Origin of the sequence: Halomonas shengliensis, from assembly GCF_900104135.1 — a bacterium.
Lineage (GTDB): Bacteria > Pseudomonadota > Gammaproteobacteria > Pseudomonadales > Halomonadaceae > Halomonas > Halomonas shengliensis.
Genome location: NZ_FNIV01000005.1, coordinates 234,986 through 257,210 on the forward strand (window position 1 = coordinate 234,986; position 22,225 = coordinate 257,210).

The window sequence follows — 22,225 nt, forward strand, 5'->3', positions numbered from 1 at the left end:
ATGAAGAAGTTCGAACGCATCGACGGCCTCGTCGCCCCCCTCGACCGGGCCAACGTCGACACCGACCTGATCATCCCCAAGCAGTTCCTGAAGTCGATCAAGCGCACCGGCTTCGGCGTCAACCTGTTCGACGAGCTGCGCTACCTGGACGAGGGCTACCCGGGCCAGGACTGCTCCAAGCGGCCGCTGAATCCCGACTTCGTGCTCAACCAGCCGCGCTACCAGGGCGCCAGCGTGCTGCTGGCGCGGCGCAACTTCGGCTGCGGCAGCTCCCGGGAACACGCTCCCTGGGCGCTGGAGGACTTCGGCTTCCGGGTGGTGATCGCCCCGAGCTTCGCCGACATCTTCTACAACAACGCCTTCAAGAATGGTCTGCTGCTGGTGCCCCTGCCCGAGGAGACCGTCGATCGCCTGTTCCAGGAGGTGGCGGCCAGCGAGGGGTATTCTCTGGACGTGGACCTGGAGAACCAGCGCATCACCACGCCCTCGGGTGAGGTCATCGAGTTCGCGGTGGATCCCTTCCGCAAGCACTGCCTGCTCGAGGGGCTCGACGATATCGGCATCACCCTGCAGGACGAGGACGCCATTCGCGCCTTCGAGGCCAAGCACCGTGCGGCGCGGCCCTGGTTGTTCCGCGATAGCGCCCAGGCCTGATGACTTAGATCTGGCTGCCCTTGCCATGGCGAGGGGCGCCGGGGACAAGCCGAAGAGGAGGTCCTACGCCAGGGATGGCGTCGGTAGCGTACAGGGAAGTATTCACAGCGCCTCCTCGCAGGCTTGTCGCCGGGAAAGCCCCGACCATGGGGTGGCAATACAAGGAAGAAGCAATGACGCAGAAGATACTGGTACTGCCGGGTGATGGCATCGGTCCCGAGATCACCGCCCAGGCCAGCCGCATCCTGGCGGCCTGCCAGGCCCGCGGTCTCGATGTCGAGGTCGAGGAGGGGCTGCTGGGCGGCGCCGCCTACGATGTGCACGGCGAGCCGCTGCCTGCCGAGACCCTGGAGAAGGCCAAGGCCGCCCGCGGCATCCTGCTGGGTGCGGTGGGTGGTCCCAAGTGGGACAGGATCGAGGACCTTGCCAAGCGCCCGGAGAAGGGGCTGCTCGGCGTGCGCAAGCAGCTGGGCCTGTTCGGCAACCTGCGCCCGGCGATCACCTACCCGCAGCTGGCCGAGGCCTCGAGCCTCAAGCGCGAGCTGGTGGCCGGCCTCGACATCATGATCGTGCGCGAGCTCACCGGCGGCATCTACTTCGGCCAGCCGCGCGGCATCGAGGAGCGCGACGGCCAGCGGGTCGGCTTCAACACCTACGTCTACTCCGAGAGCGAGATCGAGCGCATCGGCCGCGTCGCCTTCGAGATGGCGCAGAAGCGTGGCAAGAAGCTCTGCTCCGTGGACAAGGCCAACGTGCTGGAGGTGACCATCCTGTGGCGCGAGGTGATGGAGCGCCTGGCGCCGGAGTACCCGGACGTCGAGCTCTCCCACATGTACGTCGACAACGCCGCCATGCAGCTGGTTCGCGCGCCCAAGCAGTTCGACGTGGTGGTCACCGGCAACATGTTCGGCGACATCCTCTCCGACGCCGCGGCCATGCTCACCGGCTCCATCGGCATGCTGCCCTCCGCCTCGCTCAACGAGAGCGGTCAGGGCATGTACGAGCCCTGCCATGGCAGCGCCCCGGACATCGCCGGGCAGAACGTCGCCAACCCGCTTGCCACCATCCTCTCGGTGGCGATGATGCTGCGCTACTCCTTCGACGCCCCGGCCCTGGCCCGGCAGATCGAGGAGGCGGTGGGCAAGGTGCTGGACGACGGCCTGAGAACCGCCGATATTGCCTCCGAGGGCACGCGCACCGTCTCCACCCGCGAGATGGGCGACGCCGTGCTGGCCGCCTTCGAGGCGCTCTGACGGTACTCCCAACTGGTTGATGGGAAAGCGGTTTCCGGGCTCGCCTGCGTGGCGGGCCCGGTTTCTGTATAATAGGGCTCACATTCGATTTCTGGAGGACTTCACATGTTGAAAGTCGGTTTCGTCGGTTGGCGCGGCATGGTCGGTTCGGTGCTGATGCAGCGCATGGTGGAAGAGGATGACTTCAAGGGCATCGAGCCGGTCTTCTTCACCACCTCCCAGGTCGGCCAGGCGGGTCCCGACGTGGGTGTGGACGTGCCTCCGCTCAAGGATGCCTTCGACCTCGAGGCCCTCAAGGCGCTGGATGTCATCGTCACCTGCCAGGGTGGCGACTACACCAAGAAGGTCTATGGCGACCTGCGCCAGGCGGGCTGGAAGGGCTACTGGATCGACGCCGCCAGCACCCTGCGCATGGAGGATGACGCCACCATCATCCTGGACCCGGTCAACCGCCACGTCATCGATGCCCAGCTGGCCCGAGGGGCGAAGACCTTCGTCGGTGGCAACTGCACCGTCAGCCTGATGCTGATGGGCCTGGGCGGCCTGTTCGAGGCGGACCTGATCGAGTGGATGACCTCCATGACCTACCAGGCCGCCTCCGGCTCCGGCGCCAAGCACATGCGCGAGCTGCTCAACCAGATGGGCGGCCTGCGCGACAGCGTGGCCGATGAGCTGGCCGATCCCGCCAGCGCCATCCTCGACATCGACCGCAAGGTCACCGCGGCGATGCGCTCGGGCGAGTTTCCCACCGACAACTTCGGTGCCCCCCTGGCCGGCAGCCTGCTGCCGTGGATCGACACCAAGCTCGACAACGGCCAGAGCCGCGAGGAGTGGAAGGGCAGCGTGGAGACCAACAAGATCCTCGGCCTCCAGGACAACCCGATCCCCATCGATGGCCTCTGCGTACGCATCGGCGCCATGCGCTCCCACAGCCAGGCCTTCACCATCAAGCTGAAGAAGGACGTCCCCATCGACGAGATCGAGGACCGTCTGGCCAAGCACAACGACTGGGTCAAGGTGATCCCCAACGAGAAGGAGGCCACCATCGCCGACCTCACCCCGGCGGCGGCGACCGGTACCCTCAGCGTGCCGGTGGGTCGCCTGCGCAAGCTGGCCATGGGCGGCGAGTACCTCTCCGCCTTCAGCGTCGGCGACCAGCTGCTTTGGGGGGCCGCCGAGCCGCTCAAGCGCATGATCGCGATCCTCAAGCAGCAGTAATCGGCGGGAACGCCGGGCCGTTGCGGCGGGGCGCCTCCCCTGGGAGGCGCCCCGCCTTGCGTTGGGGCCTCCGTCGCCGATTCGCTTGCTCTGGATCAATGGCTTACGTTGAATGTCAGGAGATCCGGCATGACGCCTCTGAGCGCAGCGGAATCGGATTTATGATACATAGGCGGTAAGAAGAAGATGACATAACGGCACCGCCTCGGCCGACGCGACGCGTCAGGCTTCGCCGACGTCTGCAAGGGAATCTCATGAAACGCAAGCTGACACTCGCCATGCTGCTCTCGCTCTCCGCCGCCAGCCCCGTGGCGCTCGGCCTGGGGCTGGGGGAGACGGACGTGCGCTCCACCCTCAATGCGCCCCTGCGCGCCACGATTCCCCTGACCGATGCCGGCGGCATCCAGCCCGGCCTGCTCAACGTCACCGTGGCAGACGAGCGGGCCTATGCCGCCGCCGGCCTGGCTCGCACCCCCTTGGCCGCCAGCGTTCGGGCCGAGGTCGCCCGTCGCCAGGGTGACCTGGTGGTGGACCTCACCACCGAACGGCCGGTGCGCGAGCCCTGGCTCGACCTGCTGCTGCGCTTCGACTGGCCCACCGGGCAGCAGGTACGCGAGGTGACCCTGCTGCTCGACCCGCCCAACTACGACGAGATGCCGGCGCTGGTGGCGCCCTCCCGTCAGGTGGCGGCGCCTGCCCCCACCCCGTCCCGGGAGGCGCGCCGGGCCGCCGCGACCCGCGCGCCAGCACCCGGTGGCGGCTCGCCCGCCGGCGACCCCGCCTGGGTGCGCAGCGGCGATACCCTCTGGGCGGTGGCCGGACGCCTGCGGCCGGACAGCGGCATCAGCATGAACCAGATGATGGTGGCGCTGGTGGCGGCCAACCCCGAGGTCTTCCCCTCGGGCAACATCAACGCCATGCGTGCCGGTTTCACCCTGGCGGTGCCGGATCGCGAGCGCATCGCCGCGCGCTCCCAGGCCGAGGCCGATCGTATCGTCACTGCCATGAACCAGGCCTGGGCCAACCGTGGCGGCGGTGCTCCCGCGCGGGTGCCGCTGGGGGGCGATGAGGCGGCCGCGACCGCGGTGGCCTCCGCCCAGCAGGCGTCGACCGACACTTCCGTGGCTCAGGCTGCCGCGCCGGATGCCGAGCCTCCATCGGCCACCGACGCCGAGCCGGCCACGGCGAGCGAACCTGGCGAGGCCGGAACCGATGCCGAAGGCCCCGAGCCGCGCCTGACCCTGCTGACCGATGCCGAGCTGGCGGCGGAGCAGACCCGGGCGTCGGCCGAGGCGGGGGAGAGTGGCACCGGGGCTGGCGATGCCGAGACTGCCGCCGAGTCGGAGGCGACCGAGACGCTCGCCGCCGAGGGGGACGCCGGGGAGGCCAGGGTCGAGGTCGACCCCGAGCTCCTGGCGGCGCTGTTCGGCGATGGCGAGCTCACCGAGGACCAGCGCCTGCTGCGTCTCGAGAGCCGCTGGCAGCAGAGTCAGGCGGAGCTCGAGGCGGTGCAGGCCGAGCGCGATGAGTTGCGCGACGAGCTTGGCGACATGCGCCAGGAGCTCGACGCCCTGCGCGACCAGCTGGCCCGGCTCGGTGCCGGTGCCGGCGGTGCCGAGGGTGCCGGGGCCGGTGGCCTCGCCGCGCCCGCCGAGGAGGGCCAGGAGGCTGCCTGGTGGGGCGCGTTCTTCCCGGGGCAGGTGGACCGCAACCTGATGCTGGGCGGCGCCGGCCTCGCCGCGTTGCTGGCGCTGTGGCTGGCGGTACGCCGGCGCCGGGGTCGCGAGGAGCGCGAGGAGGCTTCGGCCGGTCAGGTACGGGTGGCCACGCCCGGGGCCTCCGCCCCGGGCGCCGCCGCGGCGACGCCCGGTGAGCCGGCTGCAGCGGACGAGCAGGCGCCTGTCGAGCGCTCGGTCCGCGCCAGCCTGCCCCAGGCGGAGGCGATCAACGAGGCCGACATCTTCATCGCCTACGGCCGCTATGACCAGGCCCGCGAGCTGCTCGAGGCAAGCCTGGCACGCGAGCCGGAGCGCGATGACCTGCGCCTCAAGCTGCTGGGCGTGCATCTCGAGCAGGGCAGCCGCGAGGCCGCCGAACGCGAGCTGGCGCGGCTGCACGAGGGCGGGAACCCGGCGGTGATCGAGGAGGCCGAGGGCCTGATGGCGCGCCACGGGCTCTCCGTGGCGGCGTCCGGCCAGGCCGCGGCCGAGCCGCGCGGGGATCGCGCCCACTTCGTGGAGGCCGCTGCCCTGCCGCCGCGGCGTTTCGACGAGGCCGGCGAGGAGCATGCCCAACAAGGTGCCGAGGTCGACCCCGAGGACCCGTCAGCCCAGGGGGCGAATGCCCGCGGCGCCGAGCCGCGTGACGATACGCCGGACGGGGAGCCCAGGGCATCCGCGGCGGAGGACCCCATGGGCGTGGCGCCGCCCGTCACCCCGGCGGATCCCTCTGCCTATCGACGCCCCGAGCCCGAGGTTGCGGACGAGACCGCCTCCGATGATGCCGCCCCCGACGATGTCGTCTACACCCGGCGGGCGGACGAGGCCACCACGGCCGACGGCGACCCTGGCGTGACGCCCCCGGCAGGGCAGGGCGAGGCGGCCGCCGCGGAGGCGCCCGCTGCCGGGCAAGAGCAGGAGGAGGCGCTTCCCGAGGTGCCTACACGTCAGGGCGACGATGGTCGCGAGGTGATCGACTACCGCCCGCCCAGCCTCGACACCTCCGTGGCCCCGCGGGAGGAGACGCCGATGCAGCCCAGCGTCGACTTCGCCCCGCAGGGGCTGGGGCTGGCCGAGAAGGGGGCCGGCTTCGACACCGGCGAGAGCCTGCCGCGGCCCGATGCCGAGCCCGATGGCGACGATCAGGGCGGCGACCAGGGCGCTTCGGCCCCCGACAGGCCGCTGCCCGAGGCCTGGGAGGTCGAGGAGGTTTCCTTCCCGCCCCTGGAGCCGGATAATGGCGGTTTCTCCGCCGCGACCCCGTCCGACCGCCTGGCCGAGGCCCATCGGCTGGTCGAGGCTGGCGAGGCCGGGCACGCCCGGGAGCTGCTCGACGAGCTCTCCCGCAGCGACGACCCGGCCATCCGCGACGAGGCGCTGGCGCTGCGCAGACGACTGGAACCCTGATCCCTTCATGACCCTGTTTCACCCCCTCGACGACAGGACCCCCCTGGCCGGACGCCTGGCCATGGCGGTCGAATACGACGGCAGCGGCTACTGCGGCTGGCAACGCCTCAAGCACGCCGCCTCGGTGCAGGGCGCCCTGGAGACGGCGCTCGCCCGGGTGGCCAGCGCCTCGGTGACGGTGCATGCCAGCGGACGCACCGACTCCGGCGTGCATGCCACCCGCCAGGTCATCCACTTCGACGTCCCGGCGCCGCGCTCCGAAAAGGCCTGGGTGTTCGGGGTCAACGCCAACCTGCCGCGGGACATCGCCGTGCGCTGGGTCACCCAGGTGCCCGACGACTTCCACGCCCGTTTCAAGGCCCTGGCACGGCGCTACCGCTACGTGCTGCTCAACCAGCCCAGCCGCCCGGTGCTGGAGCGCGCCAACGTCACCTGGTGCCGCGACCCGCTGGACGCCGACGCCATGCACCGCGCCGCCCAGGCGCTGGTGGGCGAGCACGACTTCTCGAGCTTCCGCGCCGCGGGCTGCCAGTCGAAGACCCCCTGGCGGCACCTGCACTTCATCGAGGTGCATCGCCACGGCCCGCTGGTGGTGATCGACGTCCAGGGCAACGCCTTCCTGCACCACATGATCCGCAACATCGCCGGCGCCCTGGTCACGGTCGGCCGTGGCGAGGCCGGCGACGACTACCTGGCCGAGCTGATGGCGCTCAGGGATCGCACCCGCGCCGACGTCACCGCGCCGGCCTGTGGTCTGCACTTCGTCGACTCCCTCTACGACGACGCCTGGGGCCTGCCCGCCGAGCCGCTGGGCCCCAACCTGCTCGCCTTCCTCGGCGAGTGGACCGGGGAGCGCCCGCTCCCCGACTGTCCCTGGGTCGCGTTCCGCCGCGGCCGTCCGGTGGCGGCGGAAGGGGAGGCCACATGAGGCGCACCCGCGTGAAGTTCTGCGGCCTGACCCGCCCCGAGGACGTGGATGCCGCGGTGGCCGCCGGCGCCGACGCCCTGGGCTTCGTGCTGTGGCCCGGCAGCAAGCGTGCCGTGGACGAGGCCCGTCTGGCCGCGCTGGCCGAACGCGTGCCGGCCTTCGTGACTCGGGTGGGGCTCTTCGTCGACCAGGACCCGGCGCTGGTCGAGCGCTGTGCCGCGCACCTCGACCTGCTGCAGTTCCACGGCGACGAGGCGCCGGCCGAGTGTGCTCGCTTCGAGCGAGCCTGGATCAAGGCGCTGCGCATGCGCGATGGCCTCGACCTGCCGGCGGCCGTCGATGCCTATGCCGGCGCCCGGGCGCTGCTGCTCGATGCCTACCGACCGGGGGTGCCGGGGGGCACCGGGGCCACCTTCGACTGGTCGCGAATCCCCGCAAGCCTGGCAAAACCTGTTATCCTCGCCGGAGGCCTGAGCGCGGCGAATGCCGCCGACGCCATCGCCGCCGTGGCGCCCTTCGCGCTGGATGTCTCCGGCGGCATCGAGGCGGCCCCCGGCGTCAAGGATGCCGAACGCATGGCGGCCTTCATGGCCGCGGTGCGCGAGGGCGACGCCCGCCGCCCCTGAGCGTCGCGGGTGCACCGCGCCCGGCACTGCCTGTCATCCCCCAAGCCCCCCAATGGCGACCTGTGAGGTGTCTTTCGTGAGCAAGTTCAGTGACCTGACCCGACTGCCGGATGCCCGCGGCCACTATGGCCCCTATGGCGGCCGGTTCGTCTCGGAGACCCTGAGCTTCGCCCTGGACGAGCTGGAGAAGACCTACCTGAGTCTTCGCGACGACCCGGCCTTCCAGGCGGAATTCGACTATGACCTGGCCCACTACGTGGGTCGTCCTTCGCCGCTCTATCATGCCGAGCGGTGGTCGAAGCAGCTCGGCGGGGCACAGATCTGGCTCAAGCGCGAGGACCTCAACCACACCGGCGCCCACAAGGTGAACAACACCATCGGCCAGGCGCTGCTGGCCAAGAAGAGCGGCAAGCCGCGGGTGATCGCCGAGACCGGCGCCGGCCAGCACGGCGTGGCGAGCGCCACCGTGGCGGCGCGCCTGGGACTCGAGTGCGACGTCTACATGGGCGCCGAGGATGTGCAGCGCCAGAAGCTCAACGTCTACCGCATGCGCCTGCTGGGGGCCAACGTCATCCCGGTGGAGTCCGGCACCCGCACCCTCAAGGACGCCATGAACGAGGCGCTGCGCGACTGGGTCACCAACGTCGACAACACCTTCTACATCATCGGTACCGTGGCCGGCCCCCACCCCTATCCGATGCTGGTGCGTGACTTCAACGCCGTGGTGGGCCGTGAGGCGCGTCGCCAGTCCGTCGAGGAGTTCGGCCGGCTGCCGGATGCGCTGGTGGCCTGCGTGGGCGGCGGCTCCAACGCCATGGGGCTCTTCTACCCCTTCGTCGAGGATGACGAGGTAGCGATGTACGGGGTCGAGGCTGGCGGTGACGGCGTCGAGACCGGCCGCCACGCCGCGCCGCTCGCCTCCGGGGCGCCCCGCGGCGTGCTCCACGGCAACCGCACCTACCTGATGTCCGACGAGGGCGGCCAGGTCTCCGACACCCACTCCATCTCGGCGGGCCTCGACTACCCCGGTGTGGGCCCCGAGCACGCCCTGTGGAAGGACGTCGGCCGGGTCAACTACGTGGCCGCCAACGACGACGCCGTGCTCGCGGCCTTCCGCGAGCTGACCCGCGTCGAGGGCATCATGCCGGCGCTGGAGTCCGCCCACGCCCTGGCCTACGCCAAGGTGCTGGCGCCGACGATGCGCCCCGACCAGAACATCGTCGTCAACCTCTCCGGTCGTGGCGACAAGGACATCATGACCGTCGCCAAGCTCGACGGGATCGAATTCTAGATGACGGCCCAGACCATGAATCGTATCGACCAACGCTTCGCCGAGCTCAAGGCCCAGGGCCGCCGCGCCCTCATCCCCTACATCACCGCCGGCGACCCCGCCCCCGAGCACACCGTGGGCTACCTGCACGCCCTGGTGGAGGCGGGTGCCGACATCATCGAGCTGGGCGTGCCCTTCTCCGACCCCATGGCCGACGGCCCGGTGATCCAGAAGGCCTGTGAGCGCGCGCTCAAGCACGGCGTGCGCCTCAGCCACCTGTTCGAGATGGTGCGCGAGTTCCGCCAGACCGACGCCACCACCCCGGTGGTGCTGATGGGCTACCTCAACCCCATGGAGCGCCTGGGCCTCTCCGCCTTCGCCGAGCAGGCCGCCGCGGCCGGCGTCGACGGCGTGCTGGCGGTGGACATGCCCCCCGAGGAGGCCGAGGAGCTCGGCCCCCTGCTCAAGTCGCATGGACTCGCCTCGATCTTCCTGGTGGCCCCTACCACTTCCGAGGAGCGGGCCGCTACAATATGCGCCCATGGCGAGGGCTACCTCTACTACGTCTCGCTCAAGGGGGTCACCGGCTCCGCCACGCTGAACGCGGCGGATGTGGCCGACCACCTGGCGCCGCTGCGGCGCATGACCGACCTGCCGCTGTGCGTCGGCTTCGGCATCCGCGACGGTGCCTCCGCCGCCGAGGTGGGCAAGGTGGCCGACGGCGTCATCGTCGGCTCGGCGCTGGTCGGCCGCATCGCCGAGAACGCCGAGCGTCCCGAGGCGGTGCCCGCCGAGCTCAAGGCGGTCCTCGGCGAGATGCGCCAGGCCTTGGACGCCCTGAGCGGCTGAGCCTCGTCACGCTATCTTCCATGCGCCCGGCACGCGCCGGGCGCCGACCCGACACGGACCCTTTCTGACATGAGCTGGCTAGACAAGATCGTGCCCTCCATCGGGCGTATCCAGCGCCACGATCGCCGCGCAAGCGTGCCCGACGGCCTGTGGCGCAAGTGTCCCAAGTGCGAGGCGGTGCTCTACCTGCCCGAGCTCGAGAAGCAGCACAACGTCTGCCCCAAGTGCGACCACCACCTGCGTCTGACGGCACGCAAGCGCCTCGACTGGTTCCTCGACCGCGAGGGCCGCGAGGAGATCGCCGCCGAGGTGGAACCCGTCGACCGCCTCAAGTTCCGCGACTCCAAGAAGTACAAGGACCGCCTGGCCGCGGCCCAGAAGGAGACCGGCGAGAAGGACGCGCTGATCGCCATGCGCGGCACCCTGGACGGCCTGCCGGTGGTCACGGTGGCCTTCGAGTTCTCCTTCATGGGCGGCTCCATGGGTACCGTGGTGGGCGAGAAGTTCGTGCGCGCCGCCACCGTGGCCCTGGAGGAGGGCATCCCGCTGATCTGCTTCTCCGCTTCCGGCGGGGCACGCATGCAGGAGGCGCTCTTGTCGCTGATGCAGATGGCCAAGACCTCGGCGGCGCTGGAGAAGCTCAAGCAGGCCGGCGTGCCCTATATCTCGGTGCTCACCGACCCGGTGTTCGGCGGCGTCTCGGCGTCGCTGGCGATGCTCGGCGACCTCAACGTGGCCGAGCCCAACGCCCTGATCGGCTTCGCCGGTCCGCGGGTGATCGAGCAGACGGTGCGCGAGAAGCTTCCCGAGGGCTTCCAGCGCAGCGAGTTCCTGCTCGACCATGGCGCGGTGGACATGATCGTGCACCGCCGCGAGATGCGCGACACCCTGGGTCGTGTGCTGCGCAAGCTGACCGGCCAGCCGGCGGTCGGCGAGCCCGCGCTCGCGGCGGCCGAGCCGGACCTGGTCGAGGCCGCCGAGCGGGCCGAGGTCGAGGCGCCGGAAGCGACCGACGAGGCCATGGCGCCCGAGGCACCCCGCCAGGGCGATGCGGCCGCGGCAGACCCGGCCCCGTCCGACGACGAGCGGCGCTGACGCGCCCATGAGCGAGGCGCTGCCCACCACCCTGGACGCCTGGCTGGCACGGCTCGAGGCCGCCCACCCCCTGGGCATCGACCTCGGCCTCGAGCGCGTGGCCGAGGTCGCCCGGCGCATGGGACTGCTCGCCCGGCCCCTGGCCGGGCGGGTGATCACCGTGGCCGGCACCAACGGCAAGGGGTCCACGGTGGCCATGCTGGAGGCGCTGGCCTGCGCCCACGGCCTGACCACGGCGACCTACACCTCCCCGCACCTGATCCGCTACAACGAGCGCCTGCGCCTGGACGGCGAGGAGGCCGACGACGCCACCCTGATCGCCGGGTTCGCCGCCGTGGAACGGGCGCGTCTCGACGGCGAGCCCGTCAGCCTCACCTACTTCGAGGTGGGCACCCTGGGGGCGCTGTGGGCCATCGCCCGGCGGGTGCCTGACCTGGCCCTGCTGGAGGTGGGGCTCGGCGGGCGGCTGGATGCGGTCAACGTCATCGACCCCGACGTGGCGGTGATCACCACCGTGGCCCAGGACCATGCCGCCTTCCTGGGTACGGACCTGGAGGGAATCGGCCGCGAGAAGGCCGGCATCCTGCGAGCCGGCCGCCCCGCGGTGCTGGGCAGCCGAGACCTGCCACGCAGCGTGCGCCGGGTCGCCGATGAATTGGCCGCCGAGGTCCATGCCCTGGGCGAGGCCTTCGGGCGCGACGGCGACGGCACGGGATGGACCTTCCGTAGCCTTAGGGATCAGCCCCCGGCTGAGACGCAAGATGCGTCGACCTGCGCACAGGCTACGAAAGAGCCCCTGCTGGGGACTGACCCCAGCAGCATCACCGACCTACCCGACCCCGGGCTGCCGCTGGACAACGCCGCCACGGCGCTCCAGGCCCTGCGGTGCGCCGGCGTTACCCTTCGGCCGGAAGCCTGCCGCCGGGCCTTCAACGAGGTCCGCCTGCCCGGGCGCATGCAGTGGGTCGGCCAGTGGTGCCTCGATGTGGGTCACAACCCCCATGCCGCCGCCTACCTGGCCGACCGCCTGGCGGCGCATCCCAGCGCCGGGCGCACCCTTGGCCTGCTGGGCATGCTCGCCGACAAGGATGCCGAGGGCGTCATCGCCGCCCTGGCGCCGGTGGTGGATGCCTGGGTCACCGCGACCCTGGACGGCGAGCGGGGGCGCGGCGCCGAGGCGCTCGCCGACTGCCTCGAGGGGCAGGGTGCCGTGGTGCTGCATCGCGCCGACTCGCCCGCCGCGGCGGCAGCCTGGCTGGCCGGCCGCCTGGCGCCCGAGGACCGGGTGCTGGTGTGCGGCTCCTTCTTCACCGTGGGCGAGGTGCTGGGCTGGCTGGCGCCGTCGACCCCGGCGGGTCAGACTGACACGGACACCAGCTCCAGGGAGGTAGCCCCGTGAAGTACGGCATGCGAGAGCGCCTGAGCGGCGCGGTGATCCTGATCGCCCTGGCGGTGATCTTCGTGCCCATGCTCTTCGACGAGCCGGCACCCCGCGGCGAGCGCCCGGAGCCGAGCCAGCGCATCGAGGCCCCCATCGAGGTGGAGCGCCACGACGTGCCGGCGCCGGTGCCGCCCGCGAGCCTGGGCGACGGCGACGCGACGGCGCCGGACGAGGCCCCCTCGCCTGCGACAGGTGCCGAGGCAGGCCGGCCCGAGCCGAGCGCGGAGGACGAGGCCGCCGAGCCTCCGGCCGCCGCCGAGGCCACGGCGCCCGAGCCCGCCGAGGCGCAAGGCGTCGACCCCATCGCCGAGCTGGCTCGGGCCGCCGATGAGCGCCTCGCCCAGGCGAGCGGTGAGCCGTCGCAGGGCGGAGAGAACGCCGTGCCCGAGGCCGTCGCCCAGGGCGAGTGGGCGGTGCAGGTCGGCAGCTTCGGTGAGCCGGCCAACGCCGAACGGCTGCTGGCGCGGCTGCGCGACGAGGGCTTCGACGCCTACAGCCGCCCGCGTGGCGATGAGCTCACCACCGTCTACGTGGGCCCCTACGCCAGCGCCGAGGCCGGCGAGCGTGCCGTCGCCGAGGTCAAGGCAAGGGTCAACCTGCAGGGCCTGCTGGTGCGGGTGAGGGAGTGATGGCCCTGACCTGGCTCGACTGGCTGTTCATCGCGCTGCTGGCCGTCACCGGCATCACCGGGCTGCTGCGCGGCCTGGTGCGCGAGGCACTGGGTCTGGCGGCCTGGGTCGTCGCCCTGCTGGCGGCCAGGGTGCTGGCCCAGCCGCTGGCCGACCTGCTGGCCGGGGTGATCGACAGCCCCGATGGACGCCTGGTGCTGGCCTTCGTGCTGGTCATCCTCGGCGTGGTGCTGGCCTGCGGCATCGTCATCCGCCTGCTCCAGGCCGCCGTGGAGTGGGTCGGCATGGGCCTGGTCAACCGCCTGCTCGGTGCCGCCTTCGGGGTGGCCAAGGGGGCGGCGGTGCTGGTGCTGGTGACCATCGTGATCGGCCTCACGCCCCTGGCCCGGCTCGAGGCGTGGCAGGGCGCGGTGACGCGCCCGCACCTGGAGCAGCTGCGCGACTGGGCGGTGAGCCAGTTCGAGGCCTGGGACGGCCGTATCCCCGAGGCGCCCGCCTCCCTGGAGGCGGTCCTCCCCGGCGACGGCGCGGATGACGCCGCCGTCGACCCCTGACGATTGCGTCGCGGCGGCCCCGGCCGCCCGACCCCATGAAAGCAAGCTCAAGGCAAGCGAGGTAAGGTGGAATGTGCGGTATCGTGGGCCTGATGGCCAAGCAGGCGGTGAACCAGGGCATCTATGACGCCCTGACGGTGCTACAGCATCGCGGGCAGGACGCCGCCGGCATGATGACCTGGCATGAGGGCCGCTTCCTGCTGCGCAAGAGCAACGGCCTGGTGCGGGACGTCTTCCATACCCGCCACATGGCACGCCTGAAGGGCAACCTCGGCATCGGCCACGTGCGCTATCCCACCGCCGGCTCCTCCAGCGAGGCGGAGTCCCAGCCCTTCTACGTCAACTCCCCCTACGGCATCGCGCTGGCCCACAACGGCAACCTGACCAACTCGGACCGCCTCAAGCAGGAGCTGTTCTCCTCCGACCTGCGCCATATCAACACCAGCTCGGACTCCGAGGTGCTGCTCAACGTCTTCGCCCACGAGCTGGGCAAGCAGGGGCTCCACCTCACCCCCGGCGACGTCTTCGACGCGGTGCGCCGCGTGCACCGTCGCTGCCAGGGTGGCTATGCCGCGGTGGCGATCATCAACGGCGTGGGCCTGGTGGCCTTCCGAGACCCCCACGGCATTCGTCCGGTGGTGTTCGGCACCCGTGACGAGGGCGCCGGCCAGGAGGTGATGATCGCCTCCGAGTCGGTGGCGCTGGACGTGGGCGGCTTCGAGCTGCATCGCGACCTTGCCCCCGGCGAGGCGATCTTCGTCGACATGGATGGCCAGATCCACACCCAGCAGTGCGCCGATGCGCCGCGCCTGGCGCCATGCATCTTCGAGCACGTCTACCTGGCTCGCCCCGACTCCATCCTCGATGGTGCCTACGTCTACGGCACCCGCATGCAGATGGGCCGCAAGCTGGGCGACCGCATCCAGAGCGAGTGGCCGGAACACGACATCGACGTGGTGATCCCGATCCCCGACACCTCGCGGACCTCGGCGCTGGAGCTCGCCCAGCACCTGGGGGTGACCTACCGCGAGGGCTTCATGAAGAACCGCTACATCGGGCGGACCTTCATCATGCCGGGCCAGACCCAGCGCAAGAAGTCGGTGCGCCAGAAGCTCAACGCCATCGGCGTCGAGTTCAAGGGCAAGAACGTGCTGCTGGTGGACGACTCCATCGTGCGTGGGACCACCTGCAAGCAGATCATCCAGATGGCCCGGGAGGCGGGGGCCCGCAAGGTCTACTTCGCCTCCGCCGCCCCCCCGGTGCGCTACCCCAACGTCTACGGCATCGACATGCCGGCGGCCGGCGAGCTGATCGCCCACGGCCGCAGCGAGGCCGAGGTGGGCGAGCTGATCGGCGCCGACCGGATCTTCTACCAGGACCTCGAGGACCTCAAGGCGGCCTGCCGCGAGGTGAATCCCAACCTGGACGCCTTCGACTGCTCGGTCTTCGACGGCGACTACGTCACCGGCGACATCGACGACGCCTACCTGGCGGCACTGGAGGCCTCGCGCAACGACGACGCCAAGCAGCAGCAGAGCGCCGGGGATCACGCCCTGGTGGGCACCCACAATCTCGACGACGACATCGAGGACTGAGGCCGCCATGGATCCGAACGTACCCTACGAGCCGGACTGGGCGCTGGCGACCCTGGCGATCCGCGCCGGCCACGAGCGCACCGCCGAGCAGGAGCACGCCGAGCCGATCTTCCCGACCTCGAGCTTCGTCTACGGCAGTGCGGCCGAGGCGGCGGCCAAGTTCGCCGGCGAGGAGCCTGGCAACATCTACTCGCGCTTCACCAACCCCACGGTGCGCACCTTCGAGCGCCGCCTGGCGGCGCTGGAGGGCGGCGAGCGCTGCGTGGCCACCAGCTCCGGGATGGCGGCGATCCTCTCCACGGCCCTGGCGCTGCTCAAGGCCGGCGACGAGATCGTCGCCTCGCGCTCGCTGTTCGGCTCCACGGTGAGCCTCTTCGACAAGTACCTGGGCAAGCTCGGCATCACCACCCGCTACGTGGAGCTCTCGGACCTCGACGCCTGGGAGGCGGCGATGACGCCGGCCACCCGGCTGCTGTTCGCCGAGACGCCGTCCAACCCGCTCTCCGAGGTGGTGGATATCGCGGCGCTCGCCGAGATCGCCCATCGCCAAGACGCCTTGCTGGCCATCGACAACTGCTTCCTGACCCCGGCGTTGCAGCAACCGCTCGCGCTCGGCGCCGACCTGGTGATCCACTCCGCCACCAAGTACCTGGATGGCCAGGGCAGGGCGATCGGCGGCGCCGTGGTCGGCCGCGACCGCGAGCTCGAGGAGGTGTTCGGGGTGGTACGCACCTGCGGGCCCTGCCTGAGCCCCTTCAACGCCTGGATCTTCACCAAGGGGCTCGAGACCCTGGCGCTGCGCATGCGCGCCCACTGTGACAACGCCCGCGCCCTGGCCGAGTGGCTCGAGGCGCACCCCGCGGTGGCCCGGGTGCACTATAGTGGCCTCGAGAGCCATCCCCAGCACGCCCTGGCCGCCCGCCAGCAGCAGGGCTTCGGGGCGGTGCTGGGGTTCGAGGTCAAAGGCAGCGGCGCCGAGGGCAGTCGGCAGGCGGCCTGGTCGGTGATCGATGCCACCCGGCTGCTCTCCATCACCGGCAACCTGGGTGACGTCAAGAGCACCATCACCCATCCCGCCACCACCACCCACGGGCGGCTCTCCGCCGAGCAGAAGGCCGCCGCCGGCATCACCGAGGGGCTGATCCGGGTCGCGGTGGGCCTGGAGGCCTTCGAGGACATCCGTGGCGACCTGGCGCGGGGCCTCGACGCCCTGGCCTGAGTGTGGCTGCCCACGATCCGTGACGCCCGTCCCGCCCCCGGCGGGGCGGGCGTCGTCGTCTACGCATGTGGTTTTTCCGAACGGTTGGTTCGGCATTATTCAGCGGACTCGAAAGGTCGCCTCGGGTAGGCTTTGCCCATCGATTCATCAGAGGGACGAGCATGTGGCGTAATACCGAGAAGGGCTGGGGCCTCGTCAGCATCCTGCTTCACTGGATCCTGGCGGTACTGATCGTCGGCCTCTTCGTGCTGGGCTGGTGGATGACCGGGCTGGGCTACTACGACCCCTGGTACAACCTGGGGCCCTGGTGGCACCGCTCGCTGGGCATGCTGGTGCTCTTCGCCACCCTGGCGCGGCTTGCCTGGCGGCTGGTCAACCCCACTCCGCGGGCCCTGGGCCATCGCCTGGAGCGCCTCGCTGCCCACCTCGGCCACCTCGCCCTCTATGTCCTGATGCTGGTGGTGCTGGTCAGCGGCTACCTGATCTCCACCGCCGATGGTCGCGGCATCAGCGTCTTCGACGCCTTCAGCGTGCCCGCGCTGATCACCGGGCTGCCCAACCAGGAGACCCTGGCCGGCACGATCCACTGGTATGCCGCCCTGGCGCTGATGGTGCTGGCCGCCGGCCACGCCGCCGCGGCCCTCAAGCACCATCTCATCGACCGTCATCCGGTGCTGACCCGGATGCTGGACCCCCGGGTGGGTCGTCGCTGACGGCCCGCCTCGTCGTTCACCCACCGTTCCGACCACCCGAAAGGAGAGAGAGATGTTCAAGAAGACCGCCATCGCCGCCGCCCTGAGCGCCACCGCCCTGGTGGGCGTGAGCCAGGCCCAGGCCGCCGAGTACGCCATCGATACCGACGGCCAGCACGCCTTCGTGCAGTTCAAGATCAACCACCTGGGCTACTCCTACATCCTCGGCAGCTTCGAGGAGTTCGAGGGCAGCTTCCAGTACGACCCCGAGAACCTCGAGGCGTCCAGCGCCGAGGTCGAGGTCCAGGTCGACAGCCTGAACACCAACCATGCCGAGCGCGACAAGCACTTCCTGAGCGGCGACTTCCTCGACGCCGGCGAGTACCCCACCGCCACCTTTACCTCCACCGGCTTCGAGCCGACCGGCGAGAACCAGGGCGTGCTCTCCGGCGAGCTGACCCTCCATGGCGAGACCAACGCCATCGAGATGCCGGTCACCCTGCTGGGCGAGGGCGAGGACCCCTGGGGCGGCTACCGCGCCGGCTTCGAGGGCAGCACCACCCTGACCCTGGCCGACTACGGCATCGACATGAGCGACTTCCCCGAGGTGATGCACCAGCTCGAGCTCTACGTCACCTTCGAGGGCGTGCGCCAGTAAGCGTCCCCCTGCGGGTAACGCCCATCACGACGAACCGCTCCCGGCCTGGCCGGGAGCGGTTCTTTGCGGTGGGGGAAAGGCCCGATCGGGGCAGGTCGGCGCCTGCCTCGATCCCGGCTCAGTGGCCCGAGTAGAGTACCGCGTCGGGGAAGTGTCGCCGCAGGATGCGGTTCTGGAACTCGTCCACGAAGCGGCTGTTGATGATGATGATGAAGCGCTCGAAGGGGCGCGTCTCGTCCAGCTGGCGGATGCCGTCCACGCTGTGGAAGACGCGATCGTCACGCAGGTGGAGCACCTCGCCGGGGGCTAGGGTCGCATCGGCGACCGGTGACCGCCCGGCCTTGTCGGTGTAGAGGTGGTTCTCGGCGCCGGTGACATTGTCGCGGTTGACCACCATGATGCTCAGCGCCTGGCAGCCGTCGGCATGGATGCCCTGACCCTGCAGCGGGTCCACCTGCCCCTCGCCGCGTACGCCGGTGATCTGCATCAGGATCGGCTCCCCCGGGGCGATGCCCCACAGCGCCGCCCAGCCCTGCACGAAGGCCTTGACGTCCGGGCGGGCGAGGAAGGCGTCGTTCAGCGGTGCGTAGTAGCGCAGGCGGTCGGCCATGCTCTCGGCATCGTTGAAGGCGCCGCCCTGCGCCATGGGGCACTCGCCCAGGCTTTCGACCCCACCGTTGGGCGTCAGGCCCAGCCAGGACATGCGCTTCCAGCGTCGGTTCACGTAGGGGTCGCGCGGCAGGTCCGCCAGGAAGCCCTGCCAGGCCGCCAGATCGATGCGTCCGTGGACATCGGCCAGGCTCCAGTGCTGGCGGGCCAGCTCCTCCGCTACCCGCGCAGGCCAGTAGTCGGCGGGTGGGGCGAAGGGCAGCGAGCTGATGCCATAGCCGTGCTTGAGGGTATCGAGTTTCATGGTGACTCTCCTGCGTGTGGGGGCCAGCGGGCCCCGGAATGCCGGCCGTGAGGCCGGAGGGATGTCGTCGCCGGCCCGCGCGTGCCGGTAACACGGCGACGGCGAGTCGGCGACGAGCTAGCAGTGTAGGAAAGCGCGTGGAAAGAGGCGTTGGGCGGGAAGGCGCCGATGCGATACCCTCGACTGCGTGTAGGAGATTCACGACAACCTCGCGCCTGGCCATGACGTGATACGGCCACCGCCCTGACGAGAGCCGCAATGCGTGGACCCCGATTCCGCCTCAGGCATTGGCTGAGGCGTCCGCGTCTCCCACTGTTCCGCCGGGATCCCCGGCGGAAGGAGGCGGATCTTGCCGCCTCGGGGGAGGTGGAACGGGTTCGCCGCCAGTACCGCGAGAGCGAGCTGCGCTTCCGTGCCCTGCTCGAGAGCCTCCCCAGGGTGGCGGTGCAGGGCTACGATCGTGATCGCCGGGTCATCTACTGGAACGAGGCCAGCACCCGGCTCTATGGGTACGACACCGAGGAGGTGCAGGGGCGCCTGCTGGAGGACCTGATCATCCCCGACGCCATGCGCGAGGGGGTGATCGCGGCCCACCGTGCCTGGGTCGAGGAGGGGGTGGAGATCCCCGCCGAGGAGCTCGAGCTTCGCCATAGCAGCGGCGAGTCGGTGCCGGTCTTCTCCCACCACGTGATGCTCAACGAGCACAGCGACGAGCCGCTGATGTTCTGCGTGGACGTCGACCTGTCCGACCAGAAGCGTGCCCACCGCGAGCTGGACTTCGCCAGGCGTTTCGACCACCTGACCCATCTGCCCAATCGCGAGACCTTCGAGGCGCAGCTCTGCGAGGCGCTGGCGGACGCCCGTCAGCAGGGCAACCTGGTGGTGCTGGTCTACCTGGATGTCGACCGCTTCGTGGAGATCAACGACGCCTTCGGTTACCGACAGGGCGATCAGCTGCTGGTGCAGCTGGCCACCCGGCTCGGTGAGCGGCTGCGCGTCTCGGACCTGATGTCCCGGGTCTCCGGCGACGAGTTCCTGCTGGCGTTCCCGGGCGTGCCCCACGAGGGGGATATCCCCCGGCTGGTGCTCAAGGTCCAGGAGGTGATGCGGGCCCCCTTCGCCCTGGAGGCGACCACCCGCAAGCTCACCGCCTGCCTGGGCGTCAGCGTCTTCCCGGCCAACGGCGAGAGCGCGGGGGAGTTGATCCGCAATGCCGACGTCGCCAAGAATCGCGCCAAGCTGAAGGGGCGCGGCCAGGTGATCTACTTCGACCAGCGCCTGCACGACGAGCTGCTCCACCAGCATCGCCTCTCCGACCGGCTCGAGCGGGCCCTGGAGAACGGCGAGCTGATGCTCCATTACCAGCCCCAGGTCTCGGCGGTCAGCGGCCGGGTGGAGAACCTCGAGGCGCTGCTCCGCTGGTTCCCCGCCGAGGGGGCGCCGGTGTCGCCGGCCGAGTTCATTCCCCTGGCGGAGCGCTCCGGCCTGATCCATCGCATCGGCGACTGGGTGATGGAGGAGGCCTGCCGACAGCGCGCGGCCTGGCGCGAGGCGGGCCTGGCGCTCGAGCGTATCGACATCAACTTCTCCGGCAGCCAGATGAACGGCGCCGACCTCTTCGCGCGCCTCGACGATTGCCTCTCGCGCTTCGGCCTGGGGCCCCGCCACATCGGCCTCGAGCTCACCGAGAACGTGCTGATCGAGGCCGACGCCCACGTGCTCGAGGGCCTCGAGCGGCTCCATCACCGTGGCTTCCGGATCGCCATCGACGACTTCGGCACCGGCTACTCCTCGCTCAGCTACCTCAAGCACTTCCCGGTGACCGCGCTGAAGATCGACCGCACCTTCGTGCGTGACGCGCCGGAGCGCCCCGAGGATCGCGCCATCATGGAGGCGACCGTCTTCATCGGCCACCGGCTGGGCCTGGAGGTGGTGGCCGAGGGGGTGGAGAATGCCGAGCAGCTGACGCTGATCCGCGAGATGCGTTGCGACCTGGTGCAGGGCTACTACTTCTATGCGCCGATGGCGGCGACGGAGATCGAGCGCCTCCTGGCCGGTCCGGCGGCCCCGCCGCCGTCGCTCAGCAGCTGAGAGACGCGGCGTAGTGGCGTAGAATCCCGCCCCTACCTTCTGTTTCCGGAGCCTGCGTGACTCGATCCGACCCTTCCGACTCCCTCGGCGTGACCCTGTGGCGCCAGACCTGGCCCATGGCCATCGGCGTGCTGGCGCTGCTCGGCTTCCAGCTGGTGGACAGCGCCTTCATTGCGCGCCTGGGCACCGCGCCGCTGGCCGCCCAGTCCTTCACCTTCCCGCTGAGCTTCCTGATCATCGGCGTTCAGGTGGGCATGGGCATCGCCATCGCCGCGCTGATCTCCCGGGCGCTGGGGGCCGGGGAGCAGGCCCGGGCGCGCCGCCTGGGCAGTCTAGTGCTGATGCTGGGGGCCGGCGTCATCGCGCTGCTGACTCTCGCCCTGTGGGCGCTGCAGGGGCCGGTGTTCGCGGCGCTGGGCGCCGATGCGTCGGCCCGCGAGCTGATCCGCGGCTATTGGGCGCCCCAGCTGCTGGCCGCCTGGATGGGGGCGGCGCTCTACTTCGGCTACAGCCTCTTCCGCGCCCACGGCAACACCCGGTTGCCGGGCACCATGATGGTGGTGACCAGCCTGGTGAACCTGGTCCTCGACCCGCTGCTGATCTTCGGGGTAGGCCCCTGGGAGGGGCTGGGGCTGCCCGGCGCCGCCTGGGCCACCACCCTCGCCTTCGGCGTGGGCCTCGCTGTGCTGGGTCGGCGGCTGTGGCAGACCGACTGGCTGGCCGGCAGCGGGCTCGCCGAGGAGCTCAAGGCCTCGGCGCGGCCCTTCGCCGGCATTGCCGGGCCCGCCATGGTCAGCCAGCTGATGCCGCCGCTGGCGGCGATGCTGGCCATTGCCGTGGTGGCCAGCCTCGGCGAGGCCCAGGTGGCGGCCTGGGGCCTGGCCAGCCGCCTGGAGACGCTGTCGCTGATGGTGGTGCTGGCGATGACCATGTCGCTGCCGCCGTGGCTGGGGCGCTGCTACGGCGCCGGCGACTGGGCCCAGGTGCACCGTCTGATGCGCCTGGCGCTCAGGGTGATCGTGGCCTGGCAGCTGGCGCTGGGGCTGGCGATGGCCGTGGCCGCGCCCTGGGTGGCCCAGGCGCTCGCCGGCAACCCCGAGGTGCGCGACGACCTGGCGCTGCTGATCCGCTTCCTGCTGCCGAGCTACGCGGCGCTGGGGGTGTGCATGATCGTGGTCTCGGCGGGCAATGCCCTGGGGTGGCCGCTGCGGGCCATGCTGATGTCGGGGGCGCGGCTTTTCGCCTTCTACCTGCCCTGCCTGGCGCTGGGGGCCTGGCTCGGTGGGCTCCTCGGGCTCGCCGTCGGGGCGGCGGTCGGCAACCTGCTGGCGGGAGTCGCCGCCTGGCTCGTGCTGCGGCGCATCCTGGCGAGCCCGCGCCGCCGGCCGGCGGCGGAGCCCGCCTGAGAGGTGTGC

The 22,225-nt window shown here is 70.8% G+C and carries 19 protein-coding genes; 18 read left to right on the forward strand and 1 reads right to left on the reverse strand.

The window, feature by feature from the left end:
- The 16 genes from leuD (at position 1) to BLP95_RS09810 (ending at position 17,806) form a co-directional block, all read left to right on the forward strand.
- A complete protein-coding gene (leuD, locus tag BLP95_RS09735; protein WP_089678657.1) occupies positions 1-654 on the forward strand; it encodes a 3-isopropylmalate dehydratase small subunit in 654 nt (217 codons plus the stop codon).
- Positions 655-827: 173 nt separating this feature from the next.
- Positions 828-1,907, forward strand: coding sequence for a 3-isopropylmalate dehydrogenase (leuB, locus tag BLP95_RS09740; protein WP_089678659.1), 1,080 nt, complete (start codon positions 828-830; stop codon positions 1,905-1,907).
- Between the two features lie 105 nt (positions 1,908-2,012).
- The gene (gene asd, locus BLP95_RS09745; RefSeq protein ID WP_089678660.1) at positions 2,013-3,125 is read left to right on the forward strand and encodes an aspartate-semialdehyde dehydrogenase; all 1,113 of its coding nucleotides are present in this window, start codon (positions 2,013-2,015) and stop codon (positions 3,123-3,125) included.
- A gap of 254 nt (positions 3,126-3,379) precedes the next feature.
- The gene (locus tag BLP95_RS09750; RefSeq protein WP_089678662.1) at positions 3,380-6,250 is read left to right on the forward strand and encodes a FimV/HubP family polar landmark protein; all 2,871 of its coding nucleotides are present in this window, start codon (positions 3,380-3,382) and stop codon (positions 6,248-6,250) included.
- 7 nt (positions 6,251-6,257) lie between these two features.
- The gene (gene truA / locus BLP95_RS09755; RefSeq protein WP_089678664.1) at positions 6,258-7,178 is read left to right on the forward strand and encodes a tRNA pseudouridine(38-40) synthase TruA; all 921 of its coding nucleotides are present in this window, start codon (positions 6,258-6,260) and stop codon (positions 7,176-7,178) included.
- Positions 7,175-7,804: a phosphoribosylanthranilate isomerase gene (locus BLP95_RS09760; protein WP_089678666.1), complete on the forward strand. Its 630-nt coding sequence runs from the start codon at positions 7,175-7,177 to the stop codon at positions 7,802-7,804. The genes truA and BLP95_RS09760 overlap by 4 nt, the downstream gene beginning before the upstream one ends.
- A gap of 52 nt (positions 7,805-7,856) precedes the next feature.
- Complete coding sequence (gene trpB, locus BLP95_RS09765) at positions 7,857-9,095, forward strand: tryptophan synthase subunit beta (RefSeq protein WP_089678668.1); 1,239 nt, start codon at positions 7,857-7,859, stop codon at positions 9,093-9,095.
- A 15-nt stretch (positions 9,096-9,110) separates the two neighbouring features.
- A complete protein-coding gene (gene trpA, locus BLP95_RS09770) occupies positions 9,111-9,923 on the forward strand; it encodes a tryptophan synthase subunit alpha (RefSeq protein ID WP_089678804.1) in 813 nt (270 codons plus the stop codon).
- Positions 9,924-9,992: 69 nt separating this feature from the next.
- Complete coding sequence (accD, locus tag BLP95_RS09775) at positions 9,993-11,018, forward strand: acetyl-CoA carboxylase, carboxyltransferase subunit beta (RefSeq protein WP_089678670.1); 1,026 nt, start codon at positions 9,993-9,995, stop codon at positions 11,016-11,018.
- A 7-nt stretch (positions 11,019-11,025) separates the two neighbouring features.
- Complete coding sequence (gene folC, locus BLP95_RS09780; protein ID WP_089678672.1) at positions 11,026-12,417, forward strand: bifunctional tetrahydrofolate synthase/dihydrofolate synthase; 1,392 nt, start codon at positions 11,026-11,028, stop codon at positions 12,415-12,417.
- Positions 12,414-13,088 carry an SPOR domain-containing protein gene (locus BLP95_RS09785; protein ID WP_089678674.1) on the forward strand — a complete coding sequence of 225 codons (675 nt, stop codon included), beginning with the start codon at positions 12,414-12,416 and terminating at the stop codon, positions 13,086-13,088. The genes folC and BLP95_RS09785 overlap by 4 nt, the downstream gene beginning before the upstream one ends.
- Complete coding sequence (locus BLP95_RS09790) at positions 13,088-13,642, forward strand: CvpA family protein (RefSeq protein ID WP_089678676.1); 555 nt, start codon at positions 13,088-13,090, stop codon at positions 13,640-13,642. Before BLP95_RS09785 ends, BLP95_RS09790 begins: the two co-directional genes overlap by 1 nt.
- Positions 13,643-13,713: 71 nt before the next feature.
- A complete protein-coding gene (gene purF, locus BLP95_RS09795; protein WP_089678678.1) occupies positions 13,714-15,237 on the forward strand; it encodes an amidophosphoribosyltransferase in 1,524 nt (507 codons plus the stop codon).
- A gap of 7 nt (positions 15,238-15,244) precedes the next feature.
- Positions 15,245-16,456: an O-succinylhomoserine sulfhydrylase gene (locus BLP95_RS09800; RefSeq protein ID WP_089678680.1), complete on the forward strand. Its 1,212-nt coding sequence runs from the start codon at positions 15,245-15,247 to the stop codon at positions 16,454-16,456.
- Between the two features lie 161 nt (positions 16,457-16,617).
- On the forward strand, positions 16,618-17,169 hold the full coding sequence (locus tag BLP95_RS09805; protein WP_089678682.1) for a cytochrome b: 552 nt from the start codon (positions 16,618-16,620) through the stop codon (positions 17,167-17,169).
- Between the two features lie 52 nt (positions 17,170-17,221).
- A complete protein-coding gene (locus BLP95_RS09810) occupies positions 17,222-17,806 on the forward strand; it encodes a YceI family protein (protein WP_089678684.1) in 585 nt (194 codons plus the stop codon).
- 118 nt (positions 17,807-17,924) lie between these two features.
- On the opposite strand, the gene BLP95_RS09815 is transcribed toward BLP95_RS09810, so the two are convergent.
- Positions 17,925-18,719 (reverse strand): 2OG-Fe dioxygenase family protein, encoded by a 795-nt coding sequence (locus tag BLP95_RS09815; RefSeq protein ID WP_089678686.1) that lies wholly within the window; start codon positions 18,717-18,719, stop codon positions 17,925-17,927.
- Positions 18,720-18,977: 258 nt separating this feature from the next.
- Here BLP95_RS09815 and BLP95_RS09820 point away from each other — a divergent pair, with 258 nt between their 5' ends.
- Together BLP95_RS09820 and BLP95_RS09825 are read left to right on the forward strand one after the other, a co-directional pair.
- Complete coding sequence (locus BLP95_RS09820) at positions 18,978-20,810, forward strand: putative bifunctional diguanylate cyclase/phosphodiesterase (protein WP_089678687.1); 1,833 nt, start codon at positions 18,978-18,980, stop codon at positions 20,808-20,810.
- Positions 20,811-20,926: 116 nt separating this feature from the next.
- A complete protein-coding gene (locus BLP95_RS09825; RefSeq protein WP_089678807.1) occupies positions 20,927-22,216 on the forward strand; it encodes an MATE family efflux transporter in 1,290 nt (429 codons plus the stop codon).
- Positions 22,217-22,225 lie beyond the last annotated feature (9 nt).

What these genes read in the sequence shown, in the direction of transcription:
- leuD (WP_089678657.1), top strand. Translation starts at nt 1, where the DNA reads ATGAAGAAGTTCGAACGCATCGACGGCCTCGTCGCCCCCCTCGACCGG.
- BLP95_RS09760 (WP_089678666.1), top strand. Translation starts at nt 7,175, where the DNA reads ATGAGGCGCACCCGCGTGAAGTTCTGCGGCCTGACCCGCCCCGAGGAC.
- BLP95_RS09805 (WP_089678682.1), top strand. Translation starts at nt 16,618, where the DNA reads ATGTGGCGTAATACCGAGAAGGGCTGGGGCCTCGTCAGCATCCTGCTT.
- trpA (WP_089678804.1), top strand. Translation starts at nt 9,111, where the DNA reads ATGAATCGTATCGACCAACGCTTCGCCGAGCTCAAGGCCCAGGGCCGC.
- asd (WP_089678660.1), top strand. Translation starts at nt 2,013, where the DNA reads ATGTTGAAAGTCGGTTTCGTCGGTTGGCGCGGCATGGTCGGTTCGGTG.
- BLP95_RS09825 (WP_089678807.1), top strand. Translation starts at nt 20,927, where the DNA reads ATGGCCATCGGCGTGCTGGCGCTGCTCGGCTTCCAGCTGGTGGACAGC.
- BLP95_RS09815 (WP_089678686.1), bottom strand. Translation starts at nt 18,719, where the DNA reads ATGAAACTCGATACCCTCAAGCACGGCTATGGCATCAGCTCGCTGCCC.
- purF (WP_089678678.1), top strand. Translation starts at nt 13,714, where the DNA reads ATGTGCGGTATCGTGGGCCTGATGGCCAAGCAGGCGGTGAACCAGGGC.
- BLP95_RS09800 (WP_089678680.1), top strand. Translation starts at nt 15,245, where the DNA reads ATGGATCCGAACGTACCCTACGAGCCGGACTGGGCGCTGGCGACCCTG.
- folC (WP_089678672.1), top strand. Translation starts at nt 11,026, where the DNA reads ATGAGCGAGGCGCTGCCCACCACCCTGGACGCCTGGCTGGCACGGCTC.
- BLP95_RS09750 (WP_089678662.1), top strand. Translation starts at nt 3,380, where the DNA reads ATGAAACGCAAGCTGACACTCGCCATGCTGCTCTCGCTCTCCGCCGCC.
- trpB (WP_089678668.1), top strand. Translation starts at nt 7,857, where the DNA reads ATGGCGACCTGTGAGGTGTCTTTCGTGAGCAAGTTCAGTGACCTGACC.
- accD (WP_089678670.1), top strand. Translation starts at nt 9,993, where the DNA reads ATGAGCTGGCTAGACAAGATCGTGCCCTCCATCGGGCGTATCCAGCGC.
- leuB (WP_089678659.1), top strand. Translation starts at nt 828, where the DNA reads ATGACGCAGAAGATACTGGTACTGCCGGGTGATGGCATCGGTCCCGAG.
- BLP95_RS09810 (WP_089678684.1), top strand. Translation starts at nt 17,222, where the DNA reads ATGTTCAAGAAGACCGCCATCGCCGCCGCCCTGAGCGCCACCGCCCTG.
- truA (WP_089678664.1), top strand. Translation starts at nt 6,258, where the DNA reads ATGACCCTGTTTCACCCCCTCGACGACAGGACCCCCCTGGCCGGACGC.
- BLP95_RS09790 (WP_089678676.1), top strand. Translation starts at nt 13,088, where the DNA reads ATGGCCCTGACCTGGCTCGACTGGCTGTTCATCGCGCTGCTGGCCGTC.
- BLP95_RS09820 (WP_089678687.1), top strand. Translation starts at nt 18,978, where the DNA reads ATGCGTGGACCCCGATTCCGCCTCAGGCATTGGCTGAGGCGTCCGCGT.